Annotated in this window: 16 protein-coding genes, 1 tRNA gene and 4 pseudogenes; 9 read left to right on the top strand and 12 right to left on the bottom strand. The window is 68.0% G+C overall.

The features are described 5' to 3' along the window. Nucleotides 1-123: 123 nt before the first annotated feature. The 3 genes from ACFYZE_RS24400 to ACFYZE_RS24390 form a co-directional block, all read right to left on the bottom strand. Nucleotides 124-756, bottom strand: a complete 633-nt coding sequence (locus ACFYZE_RS24400) for a ScbR family autoregulator-binding transcription factor (protein WP_388997839.1) — start codon at nucleotides 754-756, stop codon at nucleotides 124-126. Between the two features lie 133 nt (nucleotides 757-889). Further along, nucleotides 890-2122, bottom strand: a complete 1233-nt coding sequence (locus ACFYZE_RS24395; protein ID WP_388997836.1) for a cytochrome P450 — start codon at nucleotides 2120-2122, stop codon at nucleotides 890-892. Between the two features lie 67 nt (nucleotides 2123-2189). After that, on the bottom strand, nucleotides 2190-2891 hold the full coding sequence (locus ACFYZE_RS24390) for a ScbR family autoregulator-binding transcription factor (RefSeq protein ID WP_388998200.1): 702 nt from the start codon (nucleotides 2889-2891) through the stop codon (nucleotides 2190-2192). Between the two features lie 242 nt (nucleotides 2892-3133). Between ACFYZE_RS24390 and ACFYZE_RS24385 the strand changes: the two genes are divergently transcribed. After that, nucleotides 3134-4981 (top strand): acyl-CoA dehydrogenase, encoded by a 1848-nt coding sequence (locus ACFYZE_RS24385; RefSeq protein ID WP_388997833.1) that lies wholly within the window; start codon nucleotides 3134-3136, stop codon nucleotides 4979-4981. Between the two features lie 232 nt (nucleotides 4982-5213). Then, nucleotides 5214-5289: transfer RNA gene (locus ACFYZE_RS24380), tRNA-Arg, on the top strand. A 68-nt stretch (nucleotides 5290-5357) separates the two neighbouring features. On the opposite strand, the pseudogene ACFYZE_RS24375 reads toward ACFYZE_RS24380, so the two are convergent. From ACFYZE_RS24375 to ACFYZE_RS24365, 3 genes and pseudogenes are all read right to left on the bottom strand, one after another. Continuing rightward, nucleotides 5358-6332 (bottom strand): annotated as a pseudogene (locus tag ACFYZE_RS24375) (tyrosine-type recombinase/integrase); the annotation flags it as partial. A 237-nt stretch (nucleotides 6333-6569) separates the two neighbouring features. Then, the gene (locus ACFYZE_RS24370; protein ID WP_388997830.1) at nucleotides 6570-6803 is read right to left on the bottom strand and encodes a cold shock domain-containing protein; all 234 of its coding nucleotides are present in this window, start codon (nucleotides 6801-6803) and stop codon (nucleotides 6570-6572) included. Nucleotides 6804-6846: 43 nt separating this feature from the next. Continuing rightward, nucleotides 6847-7062, bottom strand: coding sequence for a hypothetical protein (locus tag ACFYZE_RS24365; protein WP_388997827.1), 216 nt, complete (start codon nucleotides 7060-7062; stop codon nucleotides 6847-6849). A gap of 1223 nt (nucleotides 7063-8285) precedes the next feature. Here ACFYZE_RS24365 and ACFYZE_RS24360 point away from each other — a divergent pair. Beyond that, nucleotides 8286-8453 (top strand): hypothetical protein, encoded by a 168-nt coding sequence (locus ACFYZE_RS24360; RefSeq protein ID WP_388997824.1) that lies wholly within the window; start codon nucleotides 8286-8288, stop codon nucleotides 8451-8453. A 2-nt stretch (nucleotides 8454-8455) separates the two neighbouring features. Here ACFYZE_RS24360 and ACFYZE_RS24355 read toward each other — a convergent pair. After that, nucleotides 8456-8875: pseudogene (locus ACFYZE_RS24355) on the bottom strand (transposase family protein); the annotation flags it as partial. A gap of 522 nt (nucleotides 8876-9397) precedes the next feature. Between ACFYZE_RS24355 and ACFYZE_RS24350 the strand changes: the two are divergent. Continuing rightward, entirely contained in the window at nucleotides 9398-11083 is a 1686-nt protein-coding gene (locus ACFYZE_RS24350) for an FAD-binding oxidoreductase (protein WP_388573953.1), read from the top strand. Here ACFYZE_RS24350 and ACFYZE_RS24345 read toward each other — a convergent pair. Further along, nucleotides 11062-11283, bottom strand: a complete 222-nt coding sequence (locus ACFYZE_RS24345) for a hypothetical protein (RefSeq protein WP_388997821.1) — start codon at nucleotides 11281-11283, stop codon at nucleotides 11062-11064. The genes ACFYZE_RS24350 and ACFYZE_RS24345 overlap by 22 nt on opposite strands. 519 nt (nucleotides 11284-11802) lie before the next feature. Here ACFYZE_RS24345 and ACFYZE_RS24340 point away from each other — a divergent pair. Both ACFYZE_RS24340 and ACFYZE_RS24335 read left to right on the top strand, forming a co-directional pair. Continuing rightward, nucleotides 11803-13389: an FG-GAP repeat domain-containing protein gene (locus tag ACFYZE_RS24340; RefSeq protein ID WP_388997818.1), complete on the top strand. Its 1587-nt coding sequence runs from the start codon at nucleotides 11803-11805 to the stop codon at nucleotides 13387-13389. A gap of 296 nt (nucleotides 13390-13685) precedes the next feature. After that, nucleotides 13686-13910: pseudogene (locus ACFYZE_RS24335) on the top strand (cold-shock protein). A 354-nt stretch (nucleotides 13911-14264) separates the two neighbouring features. On the opposite strand, the gene ACFYZE_RS24330 reads toward ACFYZE_RS24335, so the two are convergent. The 4 genes from ACFYZE_RS24330 to ACFYZE_RS24315 all read right to left on the bottom strand — a co-directional run bounded on the left by ACFYZE_RS24330 (nucleotide 14265) and on the right by ACFYZE_RS24315 (nucleotide 18503). Continuing rightward, nucleotides 14265-14840 (bottom strand): pentapeptide repeat-containing protein, encoded by a 576-nt coding sequence (locus ACFYZE_RS24330; RefSeq protein WP_388998197.1) that lies wholly within the window; start codon nucleotides 14838-14840, stop codon nucleotides 14265-14267. Between the two features lie 980 nt (nucleotides 14841-15820). Further along, nucleotides 15821-16048, bottom strand: a complete 228-nt coding sequence (locus ACFYZE_RS24325) for a hypothetical protein (RefSeq protein ID WP_388997815.1) — start codon at nucleotides 16046-16048, stop codon at nucleotides 15821-15823. Nucleotides 16049-16167: 119 nt separating this feature from the next. Further along, on the bottom strand, nucleotides 16168-16755 hold the full coding sequence (locus ACFYZE_RS24320) for a hypothetical protein (RefSeq protein WP_388997812.1): 588 nt from the start codon (nucleotides 16753-16755) through the stop codon (nucleotides 16168-16170). Between the two features lie 41 nt (nucleotides 16756-16796). Next, a complete protein-coding gene (locus ACFYZE_RS24315; protein ID WP_388997809.1) occupies nucleotides 16797-18503 on the bottom strand; it encodes a PHP domain-containing protein in 1707 nt (568 codons plus the stop codon). A gap of 394 nt (nucleotides 18504-18897) precedes the next feature. Between ACFYZE_RS24315 and ACFYZE_RS24310 the strand changes: the two are divergent. The 3 genes and pseudogenes from ACFYZE_RS24310 to ACFYZE_RS24300 all read left to right on the top strand — a co-directional run. Continuing rightward, nucleotides 18898-19062: pseudogene (locus ACFYZE_RS24310) on the top strand (transposase); the annotation flags it as partial. 189 nt (nucleotides 19063-19251) lie between these two features. Beyond that, complete coding sequence (locus ACFYZE_RS24305; RefSeq protein ID WP_388997806.1) at nucleotides 19252-20391, top strand: MFS transporter; 1140 nt, start codon at nucleotides 19252-19254, stop codon at nucleotides 20389-20391. 146 nt (nucleotides 20392-20537) lie between these two features. Then, nucleotides 20538-20864: an ATP-binding protein gene (locus ACFYZE_RS24300; protein ID WP_388997803.1), complete on the top strand. Its 327-nt coding sequence runs from the start codon at nucleotides 20538-20540 to the stop codon at nucleotides 20862-20864. Nucleotides 20865-20869: the final 5 nt, after the last annotated feature.

The following is a 20869-nucleotide window of genomic DNA, read 5'->3' as shown; positions in this document are numbered from 1 at the left end:
CGGGGTGGGGTGTGCGACCCTGCGCCCTCCCGCACTCGGGCGTCGCGTCCTCGTGCCCCTCGCGTCCTCGTGCCCCTCGCGTCCTCGTACCTTCGCGTCCTCGCGGCGGAACGGGGGAACCGATCAGACGACCTCCGCCTGTCTCCCTGTGGCGACCACCCTGCGCTGGGTCGGCGCCGTGGCGATGCGCGGCAGGAGCAGCGACCAGAAGCGGGTGAGCGTGATACGTGACAGCCAGCGCACGTCGTGCCCGCCCAGCTCGGCGAAACCGACCGTCGCGCCGACCACCGTGGCGACGAGGTCCCGGGGTGCGACGTCGGAGAGCAGCCCCTCCCGCGCGCACCGGGCGACGATGTCCTCCACCCAGGCGTGCCACCGCTCATGGAGGCTCACTCCGCGACCGGCGTCCTCCGCGACACCGTCGAGGCAGAACCCCGCGCGCAGCACGAGGTCCTGACGCAGGCTAAGCAGCAGAGCGTGACTCGTGTCGACCAGCGCCTGCAACGAACCGCCGAGCTGGGGCGGCGGCCGCTCAGCGGAGACGATCCGGTCGAACCGCTCGGCCGCCGCGCCCCGCACCGCCGCGGCGAGGGCGGCCTTGCTGGGGAAGTGGAAGTGCAGCGCGCCGTTGCTGACCCCGGCCCTGGCGCTGATCGCCGCCAGCGAGACCACCTCGTAGCCATCGCGGCTGAACAGTTCGGCAGCGGACTCGATCAGGGCGTTGCGCGTGCGGACAGCACGTTCCTGCTTGGCCATCAGACGCTCCGTTGCTGCGCGGGTACCCTCAGGATAGCAAACCGTCCGTGCGGTTTTCTGCGCGTTCGGCTCGACCGGCTCGGCGGGCCCGACTCTCCACCAGCTCGGCGGGCCCGACTCTCCACCGGCTCGGTCAGTTGGGGCGGAGCACGACGGGCAGGGACCCGTATCCATGGACGATGAAGGACCGCACCGGTTCGACCCCGTCGAGCGGTATCGCCGCATCCAGGTCAGGGAAGCGGGTGAAGAGCGCCGCCAGGGCGGACGTCGCCTCCAACCGGGCAAGAGGTGCCCCCAGGCAACGGTGGACACCGTGCCCGAAGGCCAGGTCGTCCCTCCGGCCGGGCCGCAGTACGTCGAAGACGCCCACGTCGTCCCCGTACGCCTCGGGGTCCGAGGCCGCACCCGCGAAGGAGACCAGAATCGGATCGCCCTTCCTGATGAGCACCCCGTCGAGCTCGATGTCCTCGACGGCGAAGCGCATCGGCGAGTACGCGGCGGGCGCGTGCGTACGCAGTGTCTCGGCCACCACGTCGGCCCAGTCCGCGCGCCCCTGAAGGACGTGCGCCCGCTGCTCCGGGTGGGCGCACAGCGCGCCGACGGCGTTCGTGATGAGCGTGCAGGTCGTCTCCTGGCCCGCGGCGATCATCAGGTAGAGCGTGCCGAGGAGTTCCTGCTCGGTCAGCCGGCCGTCGTCGCTGTCACGGACCTCGATCAGCGCGGTCGTCAGATCGTCGCCGGGCCTGGCCCGTTTCCCCGCGACCAGCTCGCCGAGCATCCCGAAGACCCTTACCTGCGCCGCAGCCATCTCGGCCCCGGGCACGGCCGTGCCGAACACCAACTCCAGGTCGGCGCAGAGCGGTTCGCGTGCCTCCTCGGCGACGCCGAACAGCTCGCAGATCACTCGCATCGGCAGCACCTTGGCGAACCGCTCCCGCAGGTCGACCACTTCGCCGTCCGGCAGCGCCTCCAGCTCGTCGAGCAGTTCTTCGGTGAGCTGCTCGACGCGGGGCCGCAGCGCCTCGGTACGGCGGACGGTGAAGGCGGCGGCGACCAGCCGGCGCAGCCGCGCATGGCTGTCACCGTAGGCGAAGAGCATGTTCTCGTTCGCCACCCACGGGTACAGCGGCCAGTCCTCACCTATGCGGCCGGCGACGAAGTCGGGCCAGTGCCGGCGGGCGTCCTTCGAGACCCGGGGATCCGTCAGGAGCCGCTTGACGTACTTCTGCCGTACGACGGCCCAGGCGCGCACCCCGCCCGGCAGCTCCACCTCGACGGCGGGTCCCTGCGACCGTAACCGCGCGGTCTCGCCCGCCAGGTCACGTCCGGTCACGTCAAGGGCGTACGGGCACGCGGTCATGTCCATGAGGGTGCACTCCGTTCGATCGGTGGGTCGGCCCTTCGGCTTTCGACGCGGTGCGCCGGCGGAGGCATCACCCGCGTTTTTCTTCTTCGTGTTCTTGTTCGAGTTCTTCCGCGCGACGTCTCATCGCGGCTTCGAACACCTTCGGCCCCCGCTCGGCAGAGAAGTCCAGGCGGACCAGGATCCCCGGCACGGCCACGGACGGCATCAGGAACCGGTAGAGATCGGCCACCCGCTCGGCCAGGTCCACCCGCCCGGTCATGATCCGCGAAAGGACCTGGACCCCGGTGAACGCGCCGACGAACAGCTTGGCGAGCGCGGCGACGTCGACATGCGGGAGGAGTTCGCCCCTCTGCTTGGCCTCCTCGAAGAGGGCCTGCGTGTGCTCGGTCCACTCCTGCATCGGCACCCGGCGGTTGAGGCGGTCCTTGGGCGACCCCTGATCCACGGTCAGGCGCACGCTTCCCTGGACGATCGGATCACCGGTGTCGCCGCGAAGCAGGTACGACAGCAGCAGCGCCTCGTCCAGCGACTCCTGCAGCTTCAGCTCCTGCTCGGGGACGCGCGGCAGCGAGGAGACCTGCTCGGCGAGCACCGCCTGGGCCAGCTCTTCCTTGGAGGCGAAGTGGAAGTACAGGGCGCCTTTGGTGACCCCCGACCTGTTCAGTACGTCGGAGATCGTCGCCGCCTCGTACCCGACCTCGTCGAACACCTGGGCCGCGGCGACCAGGATCGCCCGCCGCGTGCGAATAGCCCGCTCCTGCCGCGCCACAAGCAGTCCCCTCTCCCGTCGCACCGGACAATAAAACCAGCCAAACGGTTTGACAACCCTGGTGCACTACTCCAATAAACGGACACTTGGGAGCGAAAAGGGGCTGGCCAGTGCCAGGGAGAGCCCAGCGAGACCGGTGGAGGGGTTGAAAAGAAAACCGGTTGGTACGTATCTTCGGTCCTGCTTCGCGTCTGACTCGAGACCCAGACCCGCACCAGGGACCCACACCAGGGGAAAGCTCCATGACTGTCATGACGTCCGAGAGGTTAGGGACGGAAGCAACGTCAGGAACGGAAGCCGGGGACCAGGCACACCCGGTGGCCGACGATCTGGCGCACCTTCTCTTCGAGGGCTCGCGTCGCGATCGTACCCACGGCGTCTGGCGCAGGGTGATCTCCGGCCGGGCGTTCGCGTACCGGCCCGGCCTGTCCGCCGCCGAGCGGACCGCTCTTTCCTACGACCGTCTGCGGCTCCTCAACGACACCCTCGACGATCCACTGCGGTTCGCGGCCGACCCGCACCGGCTGGCCGCGCTGCACGAGTGGATCGGCCCGGTGGACGGCGGGCTGACCACCCTCGCGAGCATCCACTACAACCTCTTCCTCGGCAGCCTCGTCGACCACGACCACGGGGACCGCGACCTGTCCGCGTTCAGCTCGCTCCGCAACACAGGAACGTTTCTGTGTACCGAGCTGGAGCACGGCAACGACGTGGCCGCGATGGAGACCGTCGCCGTCTTCGACCGCCCGAGCGGCGGCTTCCACCTGCACACGCCGACGCCGGGCGCGCAGAAGTTCATGCCCAACACGAGCCTGACGGGCGGCCCCAAGACGGCGGTCGTCGCCGCCCGGCTCCTCGTGGACGGCGAGGACCGGGGCGTGTTCCTCTTCCTCACCCCGCTCAGCGACGGGACCGGGCACCTGCCCGGGGTGACGGTCCGCAGACTGCCGGAGCGCACCGGCACCCCGGTCGACCACGCGCTCACATCCTTCGACCACGTGTGGCTGCCGCGCGAGGCGCTCCTCGAGGCCGACCACGGCCGCCTCGCCCCCGACGGCACGCTGACCAGCAACCTCGGCAACAAGCGCAAACGGCTCCTGCGCTCCATCAACCGCGTCACCATGGGCAAGCTCTGCATGAGCGCCGGCACCCTGGGCATGGCCCGTGCCGCGCTCGCCATCACCGTCCGCCACGCCCACAGCCGCCTGATCGCCGGCCCGAGGGCCGGTGAGCGCATACCGGTCGCCGCCCACCGCAGCCACCACGGCCGACTGCTCGACGGCCTGGCGACGGCGTACGCGATGACGTTCCTGCAGCGCACCGTGGTGGACCGGTTCGCCGCCCACACCGAGGAGGACCGCGAGGAGGTCGAACGACTCGCGGCGATCACCAAGGGCTGGATCACCTGGCAGGCACGCGAGATCACCATCGAGTGCCGCGAACGGTGCGGCGCGCAGGGCCTGTTCCCCGCCAACGGCATCTCGGAGCTGCCCGGCAACATCGAGGGAGGCATCACCGCCGAGGGCGACAACCTGGTGATCTGGCTGAAGGCCGCCTCCGAGATGGTCTTCGGCCACGACGCGAGCCCCCCGCAGACACCACCGGCCGACGCAGACCTGACAGACCTCGCCTTCCTACGGGGCCTGCTCGCCCGGGTCGAGGCCATCTGGCAGCAACGGGCTCGCACGGCCCTGCGCGAGGGCCCGTCCGGCGACCCGGTCGGCCGCTGGAACGCCACCTCGGAAGCCGCCCTGGAGATGGTCTCGGCCCACGCCCAACTGCAGGCGGCGAACGCCTTCGCCACAGCCTCCGAACGGCCGGCGGACCCGAGGACCCGGCGTCTGCTGCGCAACCTGTGCCGCCTGTTCCTGCTCCGCCACCTGCGCGCCCACACCGGGGACCTGCTCGCGGAGGGCCACCTGTCCCCGGACCACGTACGAGCGCTGCCCAAGGCACGGGACACGCTCATCGCCGAGCTGGCCCCGCAGATGATGCGATTGGCCGACGCGTTCGACCTCCCACCGGAGATGCTGTCGCGAATACCTATCGCGGGCGGGGGGTCGGTAGAGCCGCTGGACTCGGCCGAGTAGCCGCGGCCGACAGAAGCGGGGGCACCTTCGGACGCCAGACATTACCGTGGATCATCACATAGTTACCTTCTGTAGGCACCAGACGTACCGCCTCTGGGAGTGGCCGCGGCCAGGACGGCCTCAGGCTCGGGCGCGGCCCCCTGAGGACACGACTGCGGCGGAACGCGGACGACCACGAGGGAGCGCATCCGCTACGCTGTGAGCGGTCGAGCGTTCTGACGCCTTCGACCTTGCCTTCGTAGCTCAGGGGATAGAGCACCGCTCTCCTAAAGCGGGTGTCGCAGGTTCGAATCCTGCCGGGGGCACCAGCGCAAAGGCCCCGGACCGATCTTGGTCCGGGGCCTTTGACATCCACTTTTGACATCAACGCCGGTGATTACTGGCGACCGGGGCGCCTCCTGAGCAGGCGGTCCATGTGGCTCATGGCTTCGCGCTGGGTGTCCTGGACGACGTGGGTGTAGACGTCCATGGTGATGCTGATCTGGGAGTGGCCGAGGATCTCCATCACGACGCGGGGAGCGACTCCCGCCGCCGTGAGGAGCGTCGCCGTGCCGTGACGGGCGTCGTGCAGCCGGATGACGCGGAGGCCGGCGGAGTGGGCGATGCGGGTGAAGGAGCGGTACAGGTTGCGCGGCTCGACCGGGCGGCCGGTCCGGGTCGTGAAGACGTAGGCGGACTCCTGCCACTTCTCCCCCGCTTTAGCCCGAGCCGCTGCCTGCCTCATGCGGTGCCAACGCAGGGGAGCGATGCAGAGGGCGGGCAGCGGGACGGCACGGCGACGACGGCTCTTCGGGTCGTCGTCGTAGAGGACGCCACGGCGGCGCTGGGTCTGCTGGCGGACGTAGAGGACGCCACGGCGGCGCTGGGTCTGCTGGCGGACGTAGAGGACGCGGTTGTCCAGGTCGATGTCAGACCAGCGCAGGCCGACGATCTCTCCCCGGCGTAGGCCCATGGCGATGGCGAGCACGAAGGCCGCGTATAGCGGGTCCTTACGGGAGGCGGCCAGGAAGTCGAGCGTCTCGTCCAGGGTCCACGGCTTCAGCTCGCGGTTGTCGGTGCGAGGAGGCTCGACGAGCTTGGCGACGTTGCGCGTGATCAGTTCCTCACGGCATGCCGAGGAGAGAGCCGATCGCAGAACTCGGTGCGACTCCTTGGCGGTTGCCGCCGTGGTCTCCTTCTCCAGGCGCACGACGAACCGGCGTACGTCAGCGACGCTCAGGGATTCCAGCCGCTTCGCGCCGAGCAACGGCACCACGTAAAGCCGCACGTGTGCCTCGTACTTGTCGTACGTGTTGAGCTTGCGCCGAGGCTTGATCACGTTGTCCAGCCAGTACGGCAGCCCTCCCGCCAGAAGACCCTATGCCGCTTCGATTCCTCATGATCGTCAGTCGGGCCGCTTGGCCATGACGACCAGACCGGGCCCGCTGTAATCCGTCGGGGGGAGTCGCAGTTCGGCGACCGGGTTTAGGCCGGCCTGCTCGATGGGACGGATCCACCTCATTGTGTTAGCCCTTTTTAAGCGCATAGCAACGGGCAGCAGGGTTGTTGCTTTTCTGTAGCGGCGACCCTGCTGCCCGGAATTGATCGTTCAGCCTTCGGGTTCGTCCTGGGATGGAATTACCCGAAGGGCCACGTACTTAAAACCGTCCTGATCCTCAACCGCCTCCCATTCCAAGGTGACCGAATCACCGGCCGTAAGGGAGCGGAAGCCCGGCATCTCGATCACGGAGAAACTCGCCCAGCAGCCTCCAGGGGTTTCCTCGGAATCGATGACCCCCCAGCCTTCCTCTGCGTTCCACAGGCGTACTGTTGCTGCAGTCATGCTCGGATCCTAGCAACTTGGAATTACTGCTGGCGCTCTGCGGTCAGACCAGGGTCACGATGAAGGGGAATTCCACGTCGATGGTCCGTGTTCCGCGCCCCATCGGGAACGTTTCATGGATCTTCAGATCCCAGTTGCATCGGGTCATGCTGCTGCCCATGGGTGCAGACATGTGGAGCCAGTACCGGGCGCCGACGGCAGGGTGACTGTCGTGCGCGACCCTTCGGCCGTTGCACGTGAGATCGGCGGTCTCCGTCATGGGACCTGTGGCAGGGGCAGCGGTGGCTGCGTTCAACCGTCAGCTCATCTGATACCTGGCGGTGTCGTACTTGATCTGCGAGGTGAAATCACCTCGCAGATCGTCCCCCACATAGGAGGGATGCTGGGGGGTAAAGGTCCAAGGGGCCGCATTGGCCTCTGCCACACCCAGACCAAGGGCAGTTAATGCAGCTGCCACGGCGACGGCCGACCGCTTTACTGCGCGGGAAGACATCGGACTCCTCATCAAAGGCATTTTCGTCCTTCCGCAAAGGAAGACGGGGCCCGAGCCTCCAAGTTTCGACCGACAAGTAAAGGTAGATCAAAGTGACGAAGCGTAACGAGATGGATGTCACAGTTTGAACCGGCACAGCAATGTTTTACAGTGCTCTTTCTTTCGTGAATCAGGAATCCCAATTTCGGCGCGATTTTCCGCGATCACCCTCTGCAACAATGGACAATTCGGCTGATCGCTCCTGGAATGAGATTTTCCGCCCAGTGCTGGAGCACCTCGGCCGTGAGATACCGTGCGTTCGCAGTCTCCTGGGACGCGGCGGTAGCCGTCCGGGACGGCCTCCCGCGTGCGCACCGGCCCCGTCGGCGCCGCGGCGAGCACGGCGCCGGGCATTAACGCCACGCCGTTCTTCACGGCCCGGCTGACCTCGTGAGGGCGTATGCCGTACAGCAGCGAAGTACAGCAACCCCAGCAACCGGCAGCGCCCAACACGAACTCTCACAGCCCTTCCGGCAGCCTGTATGACCTTGGATGACCGATCTATGTAGAGCTACGGATCAGAAGTTGGCCGTGCCCCACCCGTGCCCGATCGTGTGGGAAACCCCGGGGAACCACGGGGACGAGCGGGCACCGCACAGCACAACGGCCCCCGACCGTATTACCTGGTCAGAGGCCGTTCTTGCTGGCGGTGGGTGTGGGATTTGAACCCCCGGTGGCTTGCGCCACGACGGTTTTCAAGATCGCTGTCAATCGGATGGACTGCTAGAGCGACTGGCCGGACGACAGTCTCACCGATTCCCAATGAGCGCGTTTCATCTTGAAGTTGCAGGTCATGGGGCTGGCGTGGGTCGTAGATGGGGTACTCGCGCCGATCAGTTCCCTGATCACTAGCAGGTGATCATCGGGCGCGTTGGTGATTCACACGGCAGTTCGAGACCGAGAACGGCCCAGGTGAGGCGTATCTGCACGAGGACGGTACCTGCCTGTACATGGATGTCTGGGAGGAGGACGCGATCTGGTTGGCGATCGTCTTTCGCAGGCTGACGCCCGTGGACCTTGACGTGGTGTTCTGTGATGAGGGTTACACCTTCGACGTTCGTCTGCGGGCGGAAATGACAGAGGCCGAATTGACGGACCTGGTGACTGCTGCGGGTTGATCTCAGTCCGCGGCGGCGAGCTGGAGGACCAGCACGGCTTGGACGAGGCTCGTGATCCGGGTCGTCGAGCAGCGGAGTTTGCGGAGGAGGCGCCAGGATTTGACGGTGGCGACGGCCCGCTCGACCAGTGCGCGGATCTTTGCGTGGGACCCGTTGACGGCCTGCTGGCCGGCGGAGAGGCTGTCCCATCGGCCGCGGTAAGGGAGACGGACCGTGCCGCCTGCGCCCTGGTAGCCCTTGTCTGCCCAGCAGGTGATGCCGGCCTCGGCGAGTGCCTCGATGAGGCCGTGCTCGCGCGCAGCACGGACGTCGTGGACGGCGCCGGCCAAGGCAGGTGAGGCCCACATCAGGCGCCCCTGCGGATCGGCTATGACCTGCACGTTCATGCCGTGCTTCTTGTGTTTGCCCGAGTAGAAGGGCTCTGGCTGCGGTGCTCGGTCCGGGTGCCCCCCAGGTCGTCCCGGCGCTGGCGCTGCCCGCCACGGCGGCGGTGCGCGCGGCCGCACTGGCCGGCACCGCACCAGCCGTCATCAGCGAACTGGCCGTCGAGGACGATCTGGCCACAGGCCAGCTCGTGACGGTGCGGACCGGAGCTCGACCTGCGCAGGACTCTGCGCGTCATCTGGGACGGCGCCTCCACTCCGCCGAGCGGTGTGGCACGGGACCTGATCGCTCACATCACCCGCCGCGATCAAGCTTGGCGGACACGCAGGCCGGCATCCTGCCCGCAGCCGGCAACCGGCGCCGGCATCCCCCGCCGTTCTGCCTCCTGACCTCGCCGGACTCGCACCACGCGTTGTCTGCGAGCGTGTGCGGTCGCCGGCCTGCCCCCAGTGCAAAGGCCCCGGGCCCCAGGAGCATGGTCCGGGGCCTTGCCCCGAGAGCGACAACTCATCGTCAGCCATATGGTGGGAAAAGGTATCAATCGTCATGAGGGCGATCCCATGACCACAGTCGAACTGACCCGATTCCGGATGAACCCCGCCCGAGTCGATGATCTCCTCGCTACTCACTCCAAGATGCTGGCGGACTTCGCCGATGACCTGGCCGGACTTCTCGAGGCGCGCCTCGTGCGTCTGTCGGAGAACGAGTGGCTGGACGTGCTCATCTGGGACACGCCGGAAGACCTTGCCGCCTCTCACACAAAGGGGCGCAATCCTCCCATTGTCGCCTTCCTCGCCACGATCGGCGAAGTCGTCAGCGACGAGTACGGCGAACTGAGCACGCAGACGGAAGCAGCCGCCCTTGCCGTGCCCCGCAGCGAGGCCGCGGAACTGGCACGGCACATCGACGGCCCGGTGTTCTTGCCGGATGACGAGGGCTACGCCAAAGAATGTGCCGCCTACAATCGGAACCGTGTGATGGAGCCCGCACTTGCGGTGGGTGCGACCTGCGAGGGCGATGTGCGCTCCGCGATTCGCTTCGCCGCGGAGCGCCGCATGCCGGTGGCGGTGATGTCGACCGGACACCAGGTGGTCCTGCCCGCCTGCGGCGCCTTGCTGATCACCACGCGTCGGATGACCGGCGTCACCGTGGACCCGGAGCACCGAATCGCGCGGATCGAGGCCGGGGCACGCGCGCGCGATGTGCTCCACGCGGCGGCAGTTCATGGTCTCGCCCCGGCAAGCGGGTCCTCACCGACCGTCGGAGTGGTGGGTTTCACACTCGGAGGCGGACAAAGTCCGCTGCTCGGCCGCACTCTCGGATATGCCGCAGACCACGTGCGCGAACTGCGGTTCGTTTCAGCTGAAGGCATGTCGCGGACCGTGACCGCTGACAGCGAGCCCGACCTGTTCTGGGCGCTGCGAGGCGGTAAGGGCAATTTCGGTGTCGTCACCTCGATCGACGTCGAGTTGTTCCCGGTGGCCCGGTTCTATGGCGGGGGATTGTGGTATCCCGGCGATCAGGTGGCCGACGTACTACACACCTGGCGTCAATGGGTGCCCGAACTACCCGAGGAGTTGACCTCGTCGGTCGCGGTACAACGGCTTCCGCTCCGGCCCGAGCTCCCGGAAGCGCTGCGCGGAGCCTTCGTGGTGCATCTGCGGATTGGCTGTCTCAAGGAGGCGGAGGACACCGAACGGCTGATCGCTCCGCTGCGGCACCTGGGATCACCGCTCTGCGACACGATCGGGGAAAAGCGCTACTCCGCAGTAACCGAGATCCACATGGACCCGCAGGACCCGCTGCCGTACTACGACCGGACGACCTGTCTGCGTGAGCTGCCCGAAGAGGCGGCGAATGTACTCGTCGAGCTCACCGGCCCGGAGTCGCAGTGCCCGCTCGCGAACGTCGAGATCCGTGCTCTCGGCGGAGCGTTCGACCGCGAGCCCTCCGCGCCCAACGCGGTCTCGACCCGGGGCATTCCGTTCGTCATGTTCGGCTTCGGCGTGGGCGGTCCGGAACAGGGCGAGACAATGCGCAGCCACCTCGCCGGAGTCATGGGCGGGCTAGAGCCTTGGGCGACCGATCGGCGCATGCTGAACTTCATGTCCGGTGACGAGGCGACCACCAGGGAAGAGGTACGGCGGGCCTACGGCGCCGACCGTTACAACCGTCTGGCGCGGGTGAAGCGCATCTACGATCCATCCAATATGTTCCGGATGAATCACAACATCCGCCCTGTGTGAGGCCCGGCACGCCGTATCCGCCGCCGACCGGCCACTCGAAGCGGACGAACCGCCTCCGGGATTTCCACAAGCCCTTCCCCGGCGGGCGGGGTGAAGGCGTCGGACACGTCACCCTGCACCACGAACGACCCCGCGGCCGTGCGGTATACGTTCGGGCAGTCCTTCTCTCCGCACTCGCCGTTGCCATTGAGAGGTTTCAACCTGAAGTTGCAGGTCGCGGGGCTGTGAGCTGACCCCGGATCTGGGCAGACCCGCACCCCCCACCAGGCGCTTACGCCGCCGCTATGTGTACTTCCTTTGAGGAACGCAGCACTAGACACGCCCCTCATCTGGTGGAACCCGCCGTCTCGACCAGGCGGGAGACCTCAGCCGCCACAGCGCTCATGGTCCACGAAGAAGCCGTGCCAGTCGCGTGCCAGATCGTGCGGGGAACCACGGGGAACAGCGGGGAATCAACGGACCCGCCCATCTGGCGTAGGCAACCTCCGCCGCAGGTCAGTGGGGCACTCAACCCTAGATCACCTTAGCTTCCCAAACTAAGAGCGCTGCACATCAGTCAAGGCCGATGCCGCTCCCGGCTGACCGCGCTCTCCCTTCGCTTGCGATCGTCTTTACCGAACACGGGATCGATCATCACTGTGTGATCGCACTATCCTCCTCTCGATCACATGGATCACCGGTCTGGCGCATCGTCAGCGCACCGGTTCCAGGGAGGCAACTTGTTCCCCATACGCACGCGTCGGGCCGTGAAACGGCTCGTCGCCCTGGCCACGGGCACCGCCCTTGGCCTCAGCGCCCTCACGCTCACGGTCTCGACCGCCAACACCGCAGCAGCGGCGACCGCCTGGGCCGAACCCAGCGGCGTGACCGTGCAGCAGTACAGCATGTCGGTGAGCGCCGTGAACGGCCAGGGCTTGTCGGAGCTTGTTCCCATGGGCGGAGCAGAGTTCCGACAACTACTGGATGTCGGCCACATCAGCGGCGGCAGCGACGACGACTACCTCGGCGTCACCGCCTCCGGCCAGCTGCGCCTGTACCCCAGCAGCTACGCCCGGCCCAGCGCGAAGTACATCTCCATCGGCAGCGGGTGGCAGACCTACAACCAGGTCACCGTCGTCGGCGACTCCAGCGGTGACGGCCGGGCCGATCTGATGGCCCGGGACACACACGGCCGGCTCTGGTACTACGCCAGCCAGAACAGTCTCAGCCAGCCGTTCCGGCCGCGGATGCAGGTCGGCACCAACTGGAACGTCTACGACCAGCTCATCGGTGCGGCGAACTTCGACACCACCGCCCGCGGCTCGCTGCTCGCGCGCGACCTGTCCGGCCGACTGTGGCTGTACGACGCCGCCTCGAACGGTTCGCTCTCCGGCCGACGGCAGATCGGCACCGGCTGGAACATGTACAACCAGCTCATCGGCCTGGACCGGAACGGCGACGGCCACGGCGACATCATGGGCCGCACCGAGGCGGGAACGCTGTACGCCTACTACGCGAACGGAGTCGGAGGCTACGCCGGTCGGGCCCAGGTCGCGACCGGCTTGGCGAGTTACAACGCCATTGCCAACGAAGGCCACCAGCCGGACTTCGGCAAGGGGCAGATCATCGCCCGGGACGCCAAGGGCAACGTGTACGTGTACACGGGGTGGGAGAACGGCACCATCCGCGCACGCCAGCAGCTCGGGAACGGCTTCACACTCGCCGACTATCCCCTGATGACCTCCACTGTCGCCCCCGACGACAACGGCCAGTGCGGACTCGTCGTCTCCGACAGCAGCGGTGTGCTGTCCAACCTCGCGGCGACCGGCACCGGAGGCTTCCAGGCGGAGCACTACTCGGTGGTGGCCGGCCCCGGCGACCTCAACGGCGACGGCCACGCGGACCTGATCACCCGCGACACGGGCGGCTACCTGTGGCTCATCGCGGGGGTCAAGGGCGGCGCGGTCACCGGCAAACCCGTCTTCATGGGCGGCGGGTGGAACATCTACAACCGGATCGTCGGCGCCGAAGACCTCACCGGCGACGGCATCCCGGACATCGTCGCCACCACACCCGGCGGGTCCATGTACCTGTACCCGGGCCTGGGGAACGGCACGTTCGGCAGCCGCACGTACATCGGCTACGGCTGGCAGGGCTACACCAAACTCGCCGCACCGGGCGACCTCACCGGGGACGGCAAGGGCGACCTGGCCGCCGTCGACTCCGCCGGCCGCCTCTGGCTCTACCCGGGCCTGGGCAATGGCCGCTTCGGTACCCGCACCGAGATCGGGACCGGCGGCTGGAACGGCTACCACGACATCTCCTGAACACCATCACCCCGGGCGCTCCGGTGCGCGAACGGCACGCGTGCCGGAGTCGGGGCGCACACCAGCCAAGCCAGCCCGTGCCTCCGCGCCGGCTCGGAACATCACGGGTGGCCGACCACAACCGCACCAGAACGGACGGGGAACAGCGAGGAGCCCCAGTGAAAGCAGCCGAGCCCGATGGGGCCGCGGCCAGACCGTTCGCTCAGGTCAGCGCCCGATCCAGCCGCAAATGCTCGCAGCTTCCCAAGCTGAGGCGCCGGGCGCGTCGGCGCAGAGGAAGCCGTAAGGTACCGTCCATGGTCACCGCGACTGTCCGCGAGTGGGACGACGAGGAAGGGTGGGGCGTTCTCGACTCCCCGGATACCCCCGGCGGCTGATTCGGCCATTACTCCAACATCCAGGCGACCGGCTTCCGCACGCTGTCGCCCGGACAGCAGGTCGACCTCACGTGGGAAGCCCCTGGCTTCAAGCAGGACGGGTACGACTACCGCGCGGTGAGCATCGTGCCTGGGCCTGCCTGACATCCACAGCTGACATCAACGACGGCTTACGCCCACGGTCCCCAGCGGTCCGCTACGCCACCGCACCCTTTACCGCAGCACGCTGTAGCGCCCGGTTGATCGAACTCCTGAAGCGGGTGTCGCAGGTTCGAATCCTGCCGGGGGCACAGAGAGAAGGGCCAGCTCAGGGGCGCGATTCCCTCGAACTGGCCCCTTTCTATGATCACGACCGTGCCACACACGTGCCACAAGGTTCGCTACGGGCTCGTATCACGCGCTCTGGCCGCAGGGGGCGTGCTGCGGCCCGTCCTGGTCATCAGCTCGCGCAGGGGCACGCCTGACACGGGGCCGCGGAGGACGCGACTGTGGCGGTGCTCACTCCGAGCGCCCTGGAGGTCTCGGCGTCGGTGGCGGGGGCGGCTCATTCGCGGCGTGCTGCTCTCGCCACGCCTGGCAGTCCGCCACCCTAGCCATGACCCAGGGATCGGTGGCGAGCTCCGAGGGCAGCCGGGATGTCTCGTCGATGAAAGCGCCTGACAACTGCTCAGCAGACAGTGAGTGGGTGTCCCTCAGATCTGCACCATCGAGGTACGCGCCGAGCAGGATAGTGCCGTCCAGGCGCGCGCCCCGCAGATCGGCGTCGCTGAGCTGGGCGTGGTTGAGGCGGGTAGACCCGAGCCAAGCATGGCAGAGCTGAGCACCATTGAGGATCGCTCGGGTCAAGTCAGCGCCCCGAAGATCAGCGCGTCTCAGATCGGCCCAGGTGAGAAACACCCTCGACAGGCGAGGTGGGGCATTGAACTCAAAGCCCCTCAAAGCAAGCCCCGCAAGGGTAGTTGAGCGAAGGTCGATGCGACGTGGTTCACGCCTTTCAGGTCGACGAGCTAGAACGTCGATTGCTGCTCGGATGTCTGCGGGAGGTTCGGTTGCCCAGGTCGGCAGGTCTCGCATCCCGTCCGGAGGTCCCTCTCCGTGACTCGGTAGACCATCCTGCTTGGTGTTTTCACGAATGAACGATGCAAGCACTGCCACGACTGTGTTGTGCTCTTCGGACGACTCAGCCATGACGTGCTCCAGGCTGTAGATGGCCCCCAAACGCTCCGCAAGCTTGTCCGACGCCAGATGACCGATAGCTGACCTGAATCGCTCCGTCACCTGCCCGCGCCGAGACAGACGATAAGTACGGGCCGTGAACCCGACGCCGGTCAGCACGGAAGTACCTGCCACAGCAGCCAACACTGTCTGACGCACTGCTGTGAGTGCGTCTGCCCGTTCCTTGCCGTGAAGTGCGCGGACCGTGTCCCCAGCTATCAGCCATGACAGAGGCCCCAGCACCAGATAGATCGCTCCTAGGAGCGACAACGCTCCTAGGGCGGCAAGAGCAACACGATTGCCGCGAACTCGGCGAATGCTGTTCCCCAGGGCAGTTCTGGCACGCATGCCTCGTAAGTTCATCGCACTTGGAGGCCAGTCCGCTAGGGGGTTCCGCTTCCTTCAGCCGAGACCTGAAGAGACATACAGCGGGTGTCGCAGGTTCGAATCCTGCCGGGGGCACAACGCATTACGGCTCTGAGCTGGCGTTTCTCTCCCAGGGAGGGGTCCTACTCGGCCTCGGACGTCTCGTCCGAGGCCGTTTGCGTGAGCGGTGCGTGAGCGGTGCGTGAGCGGACGGATCGCCAGGCCCCGAAATCTCCCCGGACGGATCAGCACCATCCGGCACGGACGCTTCAGTCTTGTCGGGCTCGTGCGCCGCTGCCGAAGCCGGGGTCCGGGAGGTAGCGCGGGCGCGCGGTACGAGCCGGGCTGCGGCCTCGGCGACAGCCAGGTCGGCCTCGGGGAGCAGTCCACGTCACCGTCCCCGGCACCTGGGCCGTCGTGCGCGCCTCGGGCCCCACCGAAGACCTGCCGACCGCCGGCACCCGGCCACCCGATCACACCACCCGCAGCATCACCGTGGCGGTCAGCCAGGCCACCGCGGCCCTGACCCTGCACGGGTCGGACTTCACGTCCCGGGACGGGCAGGGCAAAAGCATCCGCTTGGGCCCCGTGGGCGCTGCCACCGTCACCGCCGCCCCCGGCCATCCCGCCACCATCACCCTGAAGGGCACCTTCCAGGCCGGAGCCGCCCAACTCACCTGGCGCAACGCTGGCAAGGTCATCGGCATCCGGGACTTCAACATCGAACTCGACCAGGACGAACCGTCCGGCAACCGCAAGCCACGTCGTGCCGCGACCGGCCAACGGGCCTCACGTGTTGCGAGCCGGCCGCCCTGTTGCCTCAGCTGTGGTCGGCGCAGCACGGCGTGGGGTTGGGCACCTCGAACGGCGCGAGCATGCCCCCTGCCGCAGGTTGCAGGGTCAGTACGAGCTGCCCGTCGTGCCATTCGGGCCGCACGTGGTCACGGGTCACCACTTGGGCATCGCCGTCCGGCCCGGCGGCGTCGGGCGGAGCGCCGAGCACCACGATACGGTCGATCGCGGTGTGGGTGAGTACCTCCCCAACGGTGACCGTGCTGGTCAAGCGCTCAACGCCGGGAAAGACCACGGCGCGGCCGCCTTGCCTACGCTCGTGCTCGGCGGCTGCCTGGGCCGCGCAGGCCACGGCCCCTGCCGGGCCGTGCTCACGTTCGCCCAGTACGGCGCCTGCCGTCGCCCGGTCCGGGCCGGCGAGCAGCGCGACCAGTCGCTTCCACGCCGCATCAGCGGTGGCCGCGTCGGGCAGAGCGAGGGAGACAACCGTGCTCCGACGGTCGGTACCGCGTATCAGGTGAGTGCAGGCGGCGGTGCCCGACGGAAGGCCGAGGACATCCACCAGGTGATGGATCAGGTGGTCGGCCTCGCGAAGGCCCGCCGTGCCGGCGTCCACACCGATGACGGTGCGGGCGCCGGACAAGCTGTGGAATGCCGTCATGCGGGCAGGACCCACATCGGGTTGGAGTAGAACCACAGGTCCTTCCACGGGTCCGCGTCACCGAGGACGTCCATGGCCGGCCCCACCGGGTCGACGGCGGTACCGCGCAGTCCCACCGCCTTGCGGTTGCCGTCGGTGCCGCGCAGCCGCACGTACACCGGCCTGTCCACCTGGCCCAGGGAGTACGTCAGGCGCACAGAGCCGGTGGACTTGTTCACCTCGAAGGACTTGACCACCTTCGTGTTCGGCGTGGTGAACGTGTCCTTGTCGGAGACCGGGCCGGTGACGTCGCCCTGGATGACGTCGACGCGGGCCAGCGCGGGGATGAACTGCGCCCAGTTGGGGCCGTTGGCGAGGCTGATCTCGATCACCAGGTCGACCTGGCTGCCGCGGCGCACCTGCAGCATTCCGCCCAGGGTGACGGCCCGGCTGCCGGAGCGCAGTTGGGCGTTGAGACCGCTGATGAGTCCCCCGTGGTCGACCCAGACGCGGCCGGCCCGGATTCCGTCCATGACCGCCTGGTACGAGAAGGAGGCGGCACCGACGTGGGTGCGGGAGTACTGGCCGGGCCAGAAGTCGGTATCGGCAAGGTTGAGACCGCCGCCGTACACGGGGTCGTTGTAGCGGCCGTTGGTGTTGAAGTCGCTGTTCGGACCACGCACGGCGGTGTCCGCGTAGACGTTGTGGGAGTCGGAGTTGGCGGTGATCCACCAGGGCTTGCCCTCGGCGAGCAGGCTGTCCCACAGGCCGCCGACGGTGGCGGTCATCCAGTCGAAGCCGCCCCAGGTGCGGTAGCTCTCCAGCGGGTAGCCGGCGAAGGAGTCCGCGCTCGGGCTGTTGTCGTAGATGCCGCGTGCGGAGCCCGGGCCCTGCGGCGCCGGCAGGCCGCCGGCCTGGTGGCCGGGGGCACCCTCCATGCCGACCGCGATGGTCGGCTGGGCGTCGCGCCATGCGCGGATCTCGTGCGGGGAGTCGATGCCCTTGCGGGCCGGGTGGTTGGCCAGGAACAGGGCGTCCTTCACCTTGCGACGCTGTACCTGCTCGGCGAGGAAGTTGACGCCCGCGATGGCCAACGCCTCGTTCGCGGGGGTGCCGGCGGTGGCCTTCTTCACGGAGCCGTCGAAGGAGTTCTCGAACTCCTTCAGCACCGCGACCTCGTTCTTGCCGGGGTGCACGAAGACGGTGCCGTGCTCGGCGGCCGGGATGTTCCACTCCAGGCCCTGGAAGACGAGAGTGTCGTCGATCTGCTCGCGGGCCGCGACGATGTCCGGATTGACCTTCTCCACGCCGATCTTGGCGTGCGTCTCACTGCCATGGTCGGTGATGACCATCCAGTCCAGGCCGTGGGCGTTCGCCTGGCGCACGTGGTCGATGACCCGGTACTTGGCGTCCGAGCTGTACTGGGTGTGGATGTGATGGTCGCCGCTCAGCCACAGGTAGCCGCCGGAACGCGAATCCGCCGACGCGGAGACCTGCGCGGACGACGCGGCTGCCGCACCCGCGCCACCGAGCACACTCCCCGCTGCAAGCCCCGCGCCGAGCAGGCCCGTGCGGCGCAGCATGGAGCGCCGTGAGAGCTGGCCGGGGGTCAGTTCTTCGTCCGGTATCGACGTGTCGAGTGCGGGCGGCAGCGAGGATGCGTCGCCGCTTCCGTGGTGGTGATGGTGGTGGTGACCGTGGTCATGTCTGTGACCGTGGCTCATGTTCAACTCCCACTGGCGACGAGGACACATGCTGGGGGGGCGTGCCGATAGTGCAAAGCCTCGGTAAACAGAGGGAGTCAGGGTAATGATCCGACCAAGAAGGACGGATGTGCAGCGCGAGTCACCATGGCGAGGAGAGCCGGTGATGCTTGCCGTATCTCCCGGGCGTCGATGGTCGAGCGATGCCCTCCTGGCCGGAGCGAAGCTCTCGCCGCTTCGTGGGCGACGTTACCCAGATGCCTCTGGCAACGCCCGGGTCACAGCCCCTCCGTGCGCGCACGAGGCTTGAGCGGACTGCTCAGCACGGGCCGTCACGAGCCGGATGAAGTACCAAGCCGCGCTGTGCTGACCAGGCAAGACAACACCACGCGGCAGCGTCGGGCACCCCCGGGCACGGATGGGTCGTCGCAGGTGGGTGATCGAGCGGACGATGTCGTGGCTGTCCGGCTACCGCCGACTCAGCCCCCGATACGAGCGGGGTCCCCGCAACTACCTGGCCTTTCTCGGCCTCGCCGCAGCCCTGTGCTGCTACAAGCGACTCGTCCGCCTCACCACGTAGGACACGGCCTTAGGCCGGTGTGCGTGCCCGGGGACACGGCGAGCCAGCAGGCAAGGCCCGAATAGCTGACACGCCCGAGCCGAGCCTTGCGTGCCATCCGCTGCCGAATGGTTACGGTGAGGTGTGGCCAGTTGCGACACCGAACGCCGTGGACGGGTTGGTCGGCCGGGGTACGGGGCCGCAGCGGGCGTGTTCGCTGTCGGGATGATGGGCACCACCCTGCCGACGCCGCTGTATGAGCTGTACCGGCGGCAGATCGGGTTCTCCGAGCTGATCGTGACCGTGGTGTTCGCCGTCTACGCCGTGGGCGTGATTGCCGCCCTGCTGGTCGCCGGTGACTTCTCCGACGTGCTGGGGCGGCGCCCGATGCTGTGGTGCGCGCTCGGGCTGTCCGCGCTGAGCGCGGTGTGCTTCCTGTGTGAGGGCGGGCTGCCGCTACTGTACGCAGGACGGGTCCTGTCGGGTTTCTCCGCCGGTCTGTTCAGTGGCACCGGTACCGCTGCGGTCCTGGAACTGGCGCCGGCCGAGCGCCGCGCACGCGCCGCGCTCGCGGCGACCGCCGCCAACATGGGCGGCCTCGGATTCGGCCCCCTCTTCTCCGGTCTCCTCGCTCAGTACGCGCCATGGCCGCTGAAGCTGCCTTTCCTTGTCCATCTGGTCCTGTTGGGGCTGTCTGCCGCCGTCACCTGCCTGCTCCCGGAAACCGCGCGTCCGAGCAGCCCTCGGCTCCCGCTGCGGCCGCAGGGCATGTCGGTCCCGCCCGAGGTGCGCGGCGTGTTCGCACCCTGCGCCCTCGCGGCGTTCGCCGGCTTCTCGCTGCTGGGCCTGTTCACCGCGGTCGCCCCGGACTTCCTCGTCCGGACGCTGAGCGAGCACAATCTGGCGGTGGTCGGCGCTGTCGTCTTCTGCGTGTTCTGTGCCTCCACCGGCGGGCAGCTCCTCATGGGCTGGGTCGGCGTGCGCAAGGCTCTGCCATGGGGATGCCTGGTGCTCGTCGCGGGCCTCCTGCTCGTGGGAGCCTCCCTGCTGTTGGCGTCGCTGCCACTACTTCTCCTGGGCGCCGTCACCGGCGGCGTGGGGCAGGGCATGGCGTTCCGCGCGGGCCTGACCGAGGTGGGCTCTGCGGCACCGGACGCCCGCCGGGGCGCCACCATCTCGGCGTTCTTCGTGGTCGCGTATGTGGGGATCTCGCTGCCCGTGGTCGGGATCGGTGCCCTGGGGGTGGTACTCGGGGTACGGGACGCCGGCGTGATCTTCACGGGGTGCGCGGTTCTCGTCGTCTCGGCAGTGGGCACCCGTCTGTGGCGGCGGCCACTCACAGCTCTGTGAAACCGCAGCGCTCTACTCCCCAGCAGTGCCATCGCCCTGCGCAGATCCAGCCTCAACAGCCACGCACACACGCAACTTGACGGCCGGTGGTCGCCTGACGCTTCCACCGATCGTCCCCCACCACCACCGCCCACGGCGTCCGCGGCGTGCCGCCCGCGCAGCTGGCCCTTCACGGTTCAGGCGTTACGGCTACGCAGGCGCTGCTGCCGCTGTTCAGACCTTTCCCCCGGCCGAGTCGGCCCGTGGTCGACGTGGCGGACGCCGGCATCGGTTTCGCCCGATCCCGGGCCGACCACGGGAGCGGCCAACCACAGTCGTCGGGTCGCACGGGCACCGGGCTCGGCCTGGCCATCGTGCGCGCCATCGTCGAGTGCCATGGCGGAGGCCTCACCGTGGTGTCCGAACGGCCGGGCGGCTCGTTGCTCCGGACGGAGCTGCCGCTGCACCCGCCGGCGGCCGAGCCGAGGTCGTGAGCGGT

The organism is Streptomyces sp. NPDC001796, assembly GCF_042892355.1.
Classification (GTDB): domain Bacteria; phylum Actinomycetota; class Actinomycetes; order Streptomycetales; family Streptomycetaceae; genus Streptomyces.
This window is presented reverse-complemented; position numbering and strand designations above follow the sequence as displayed.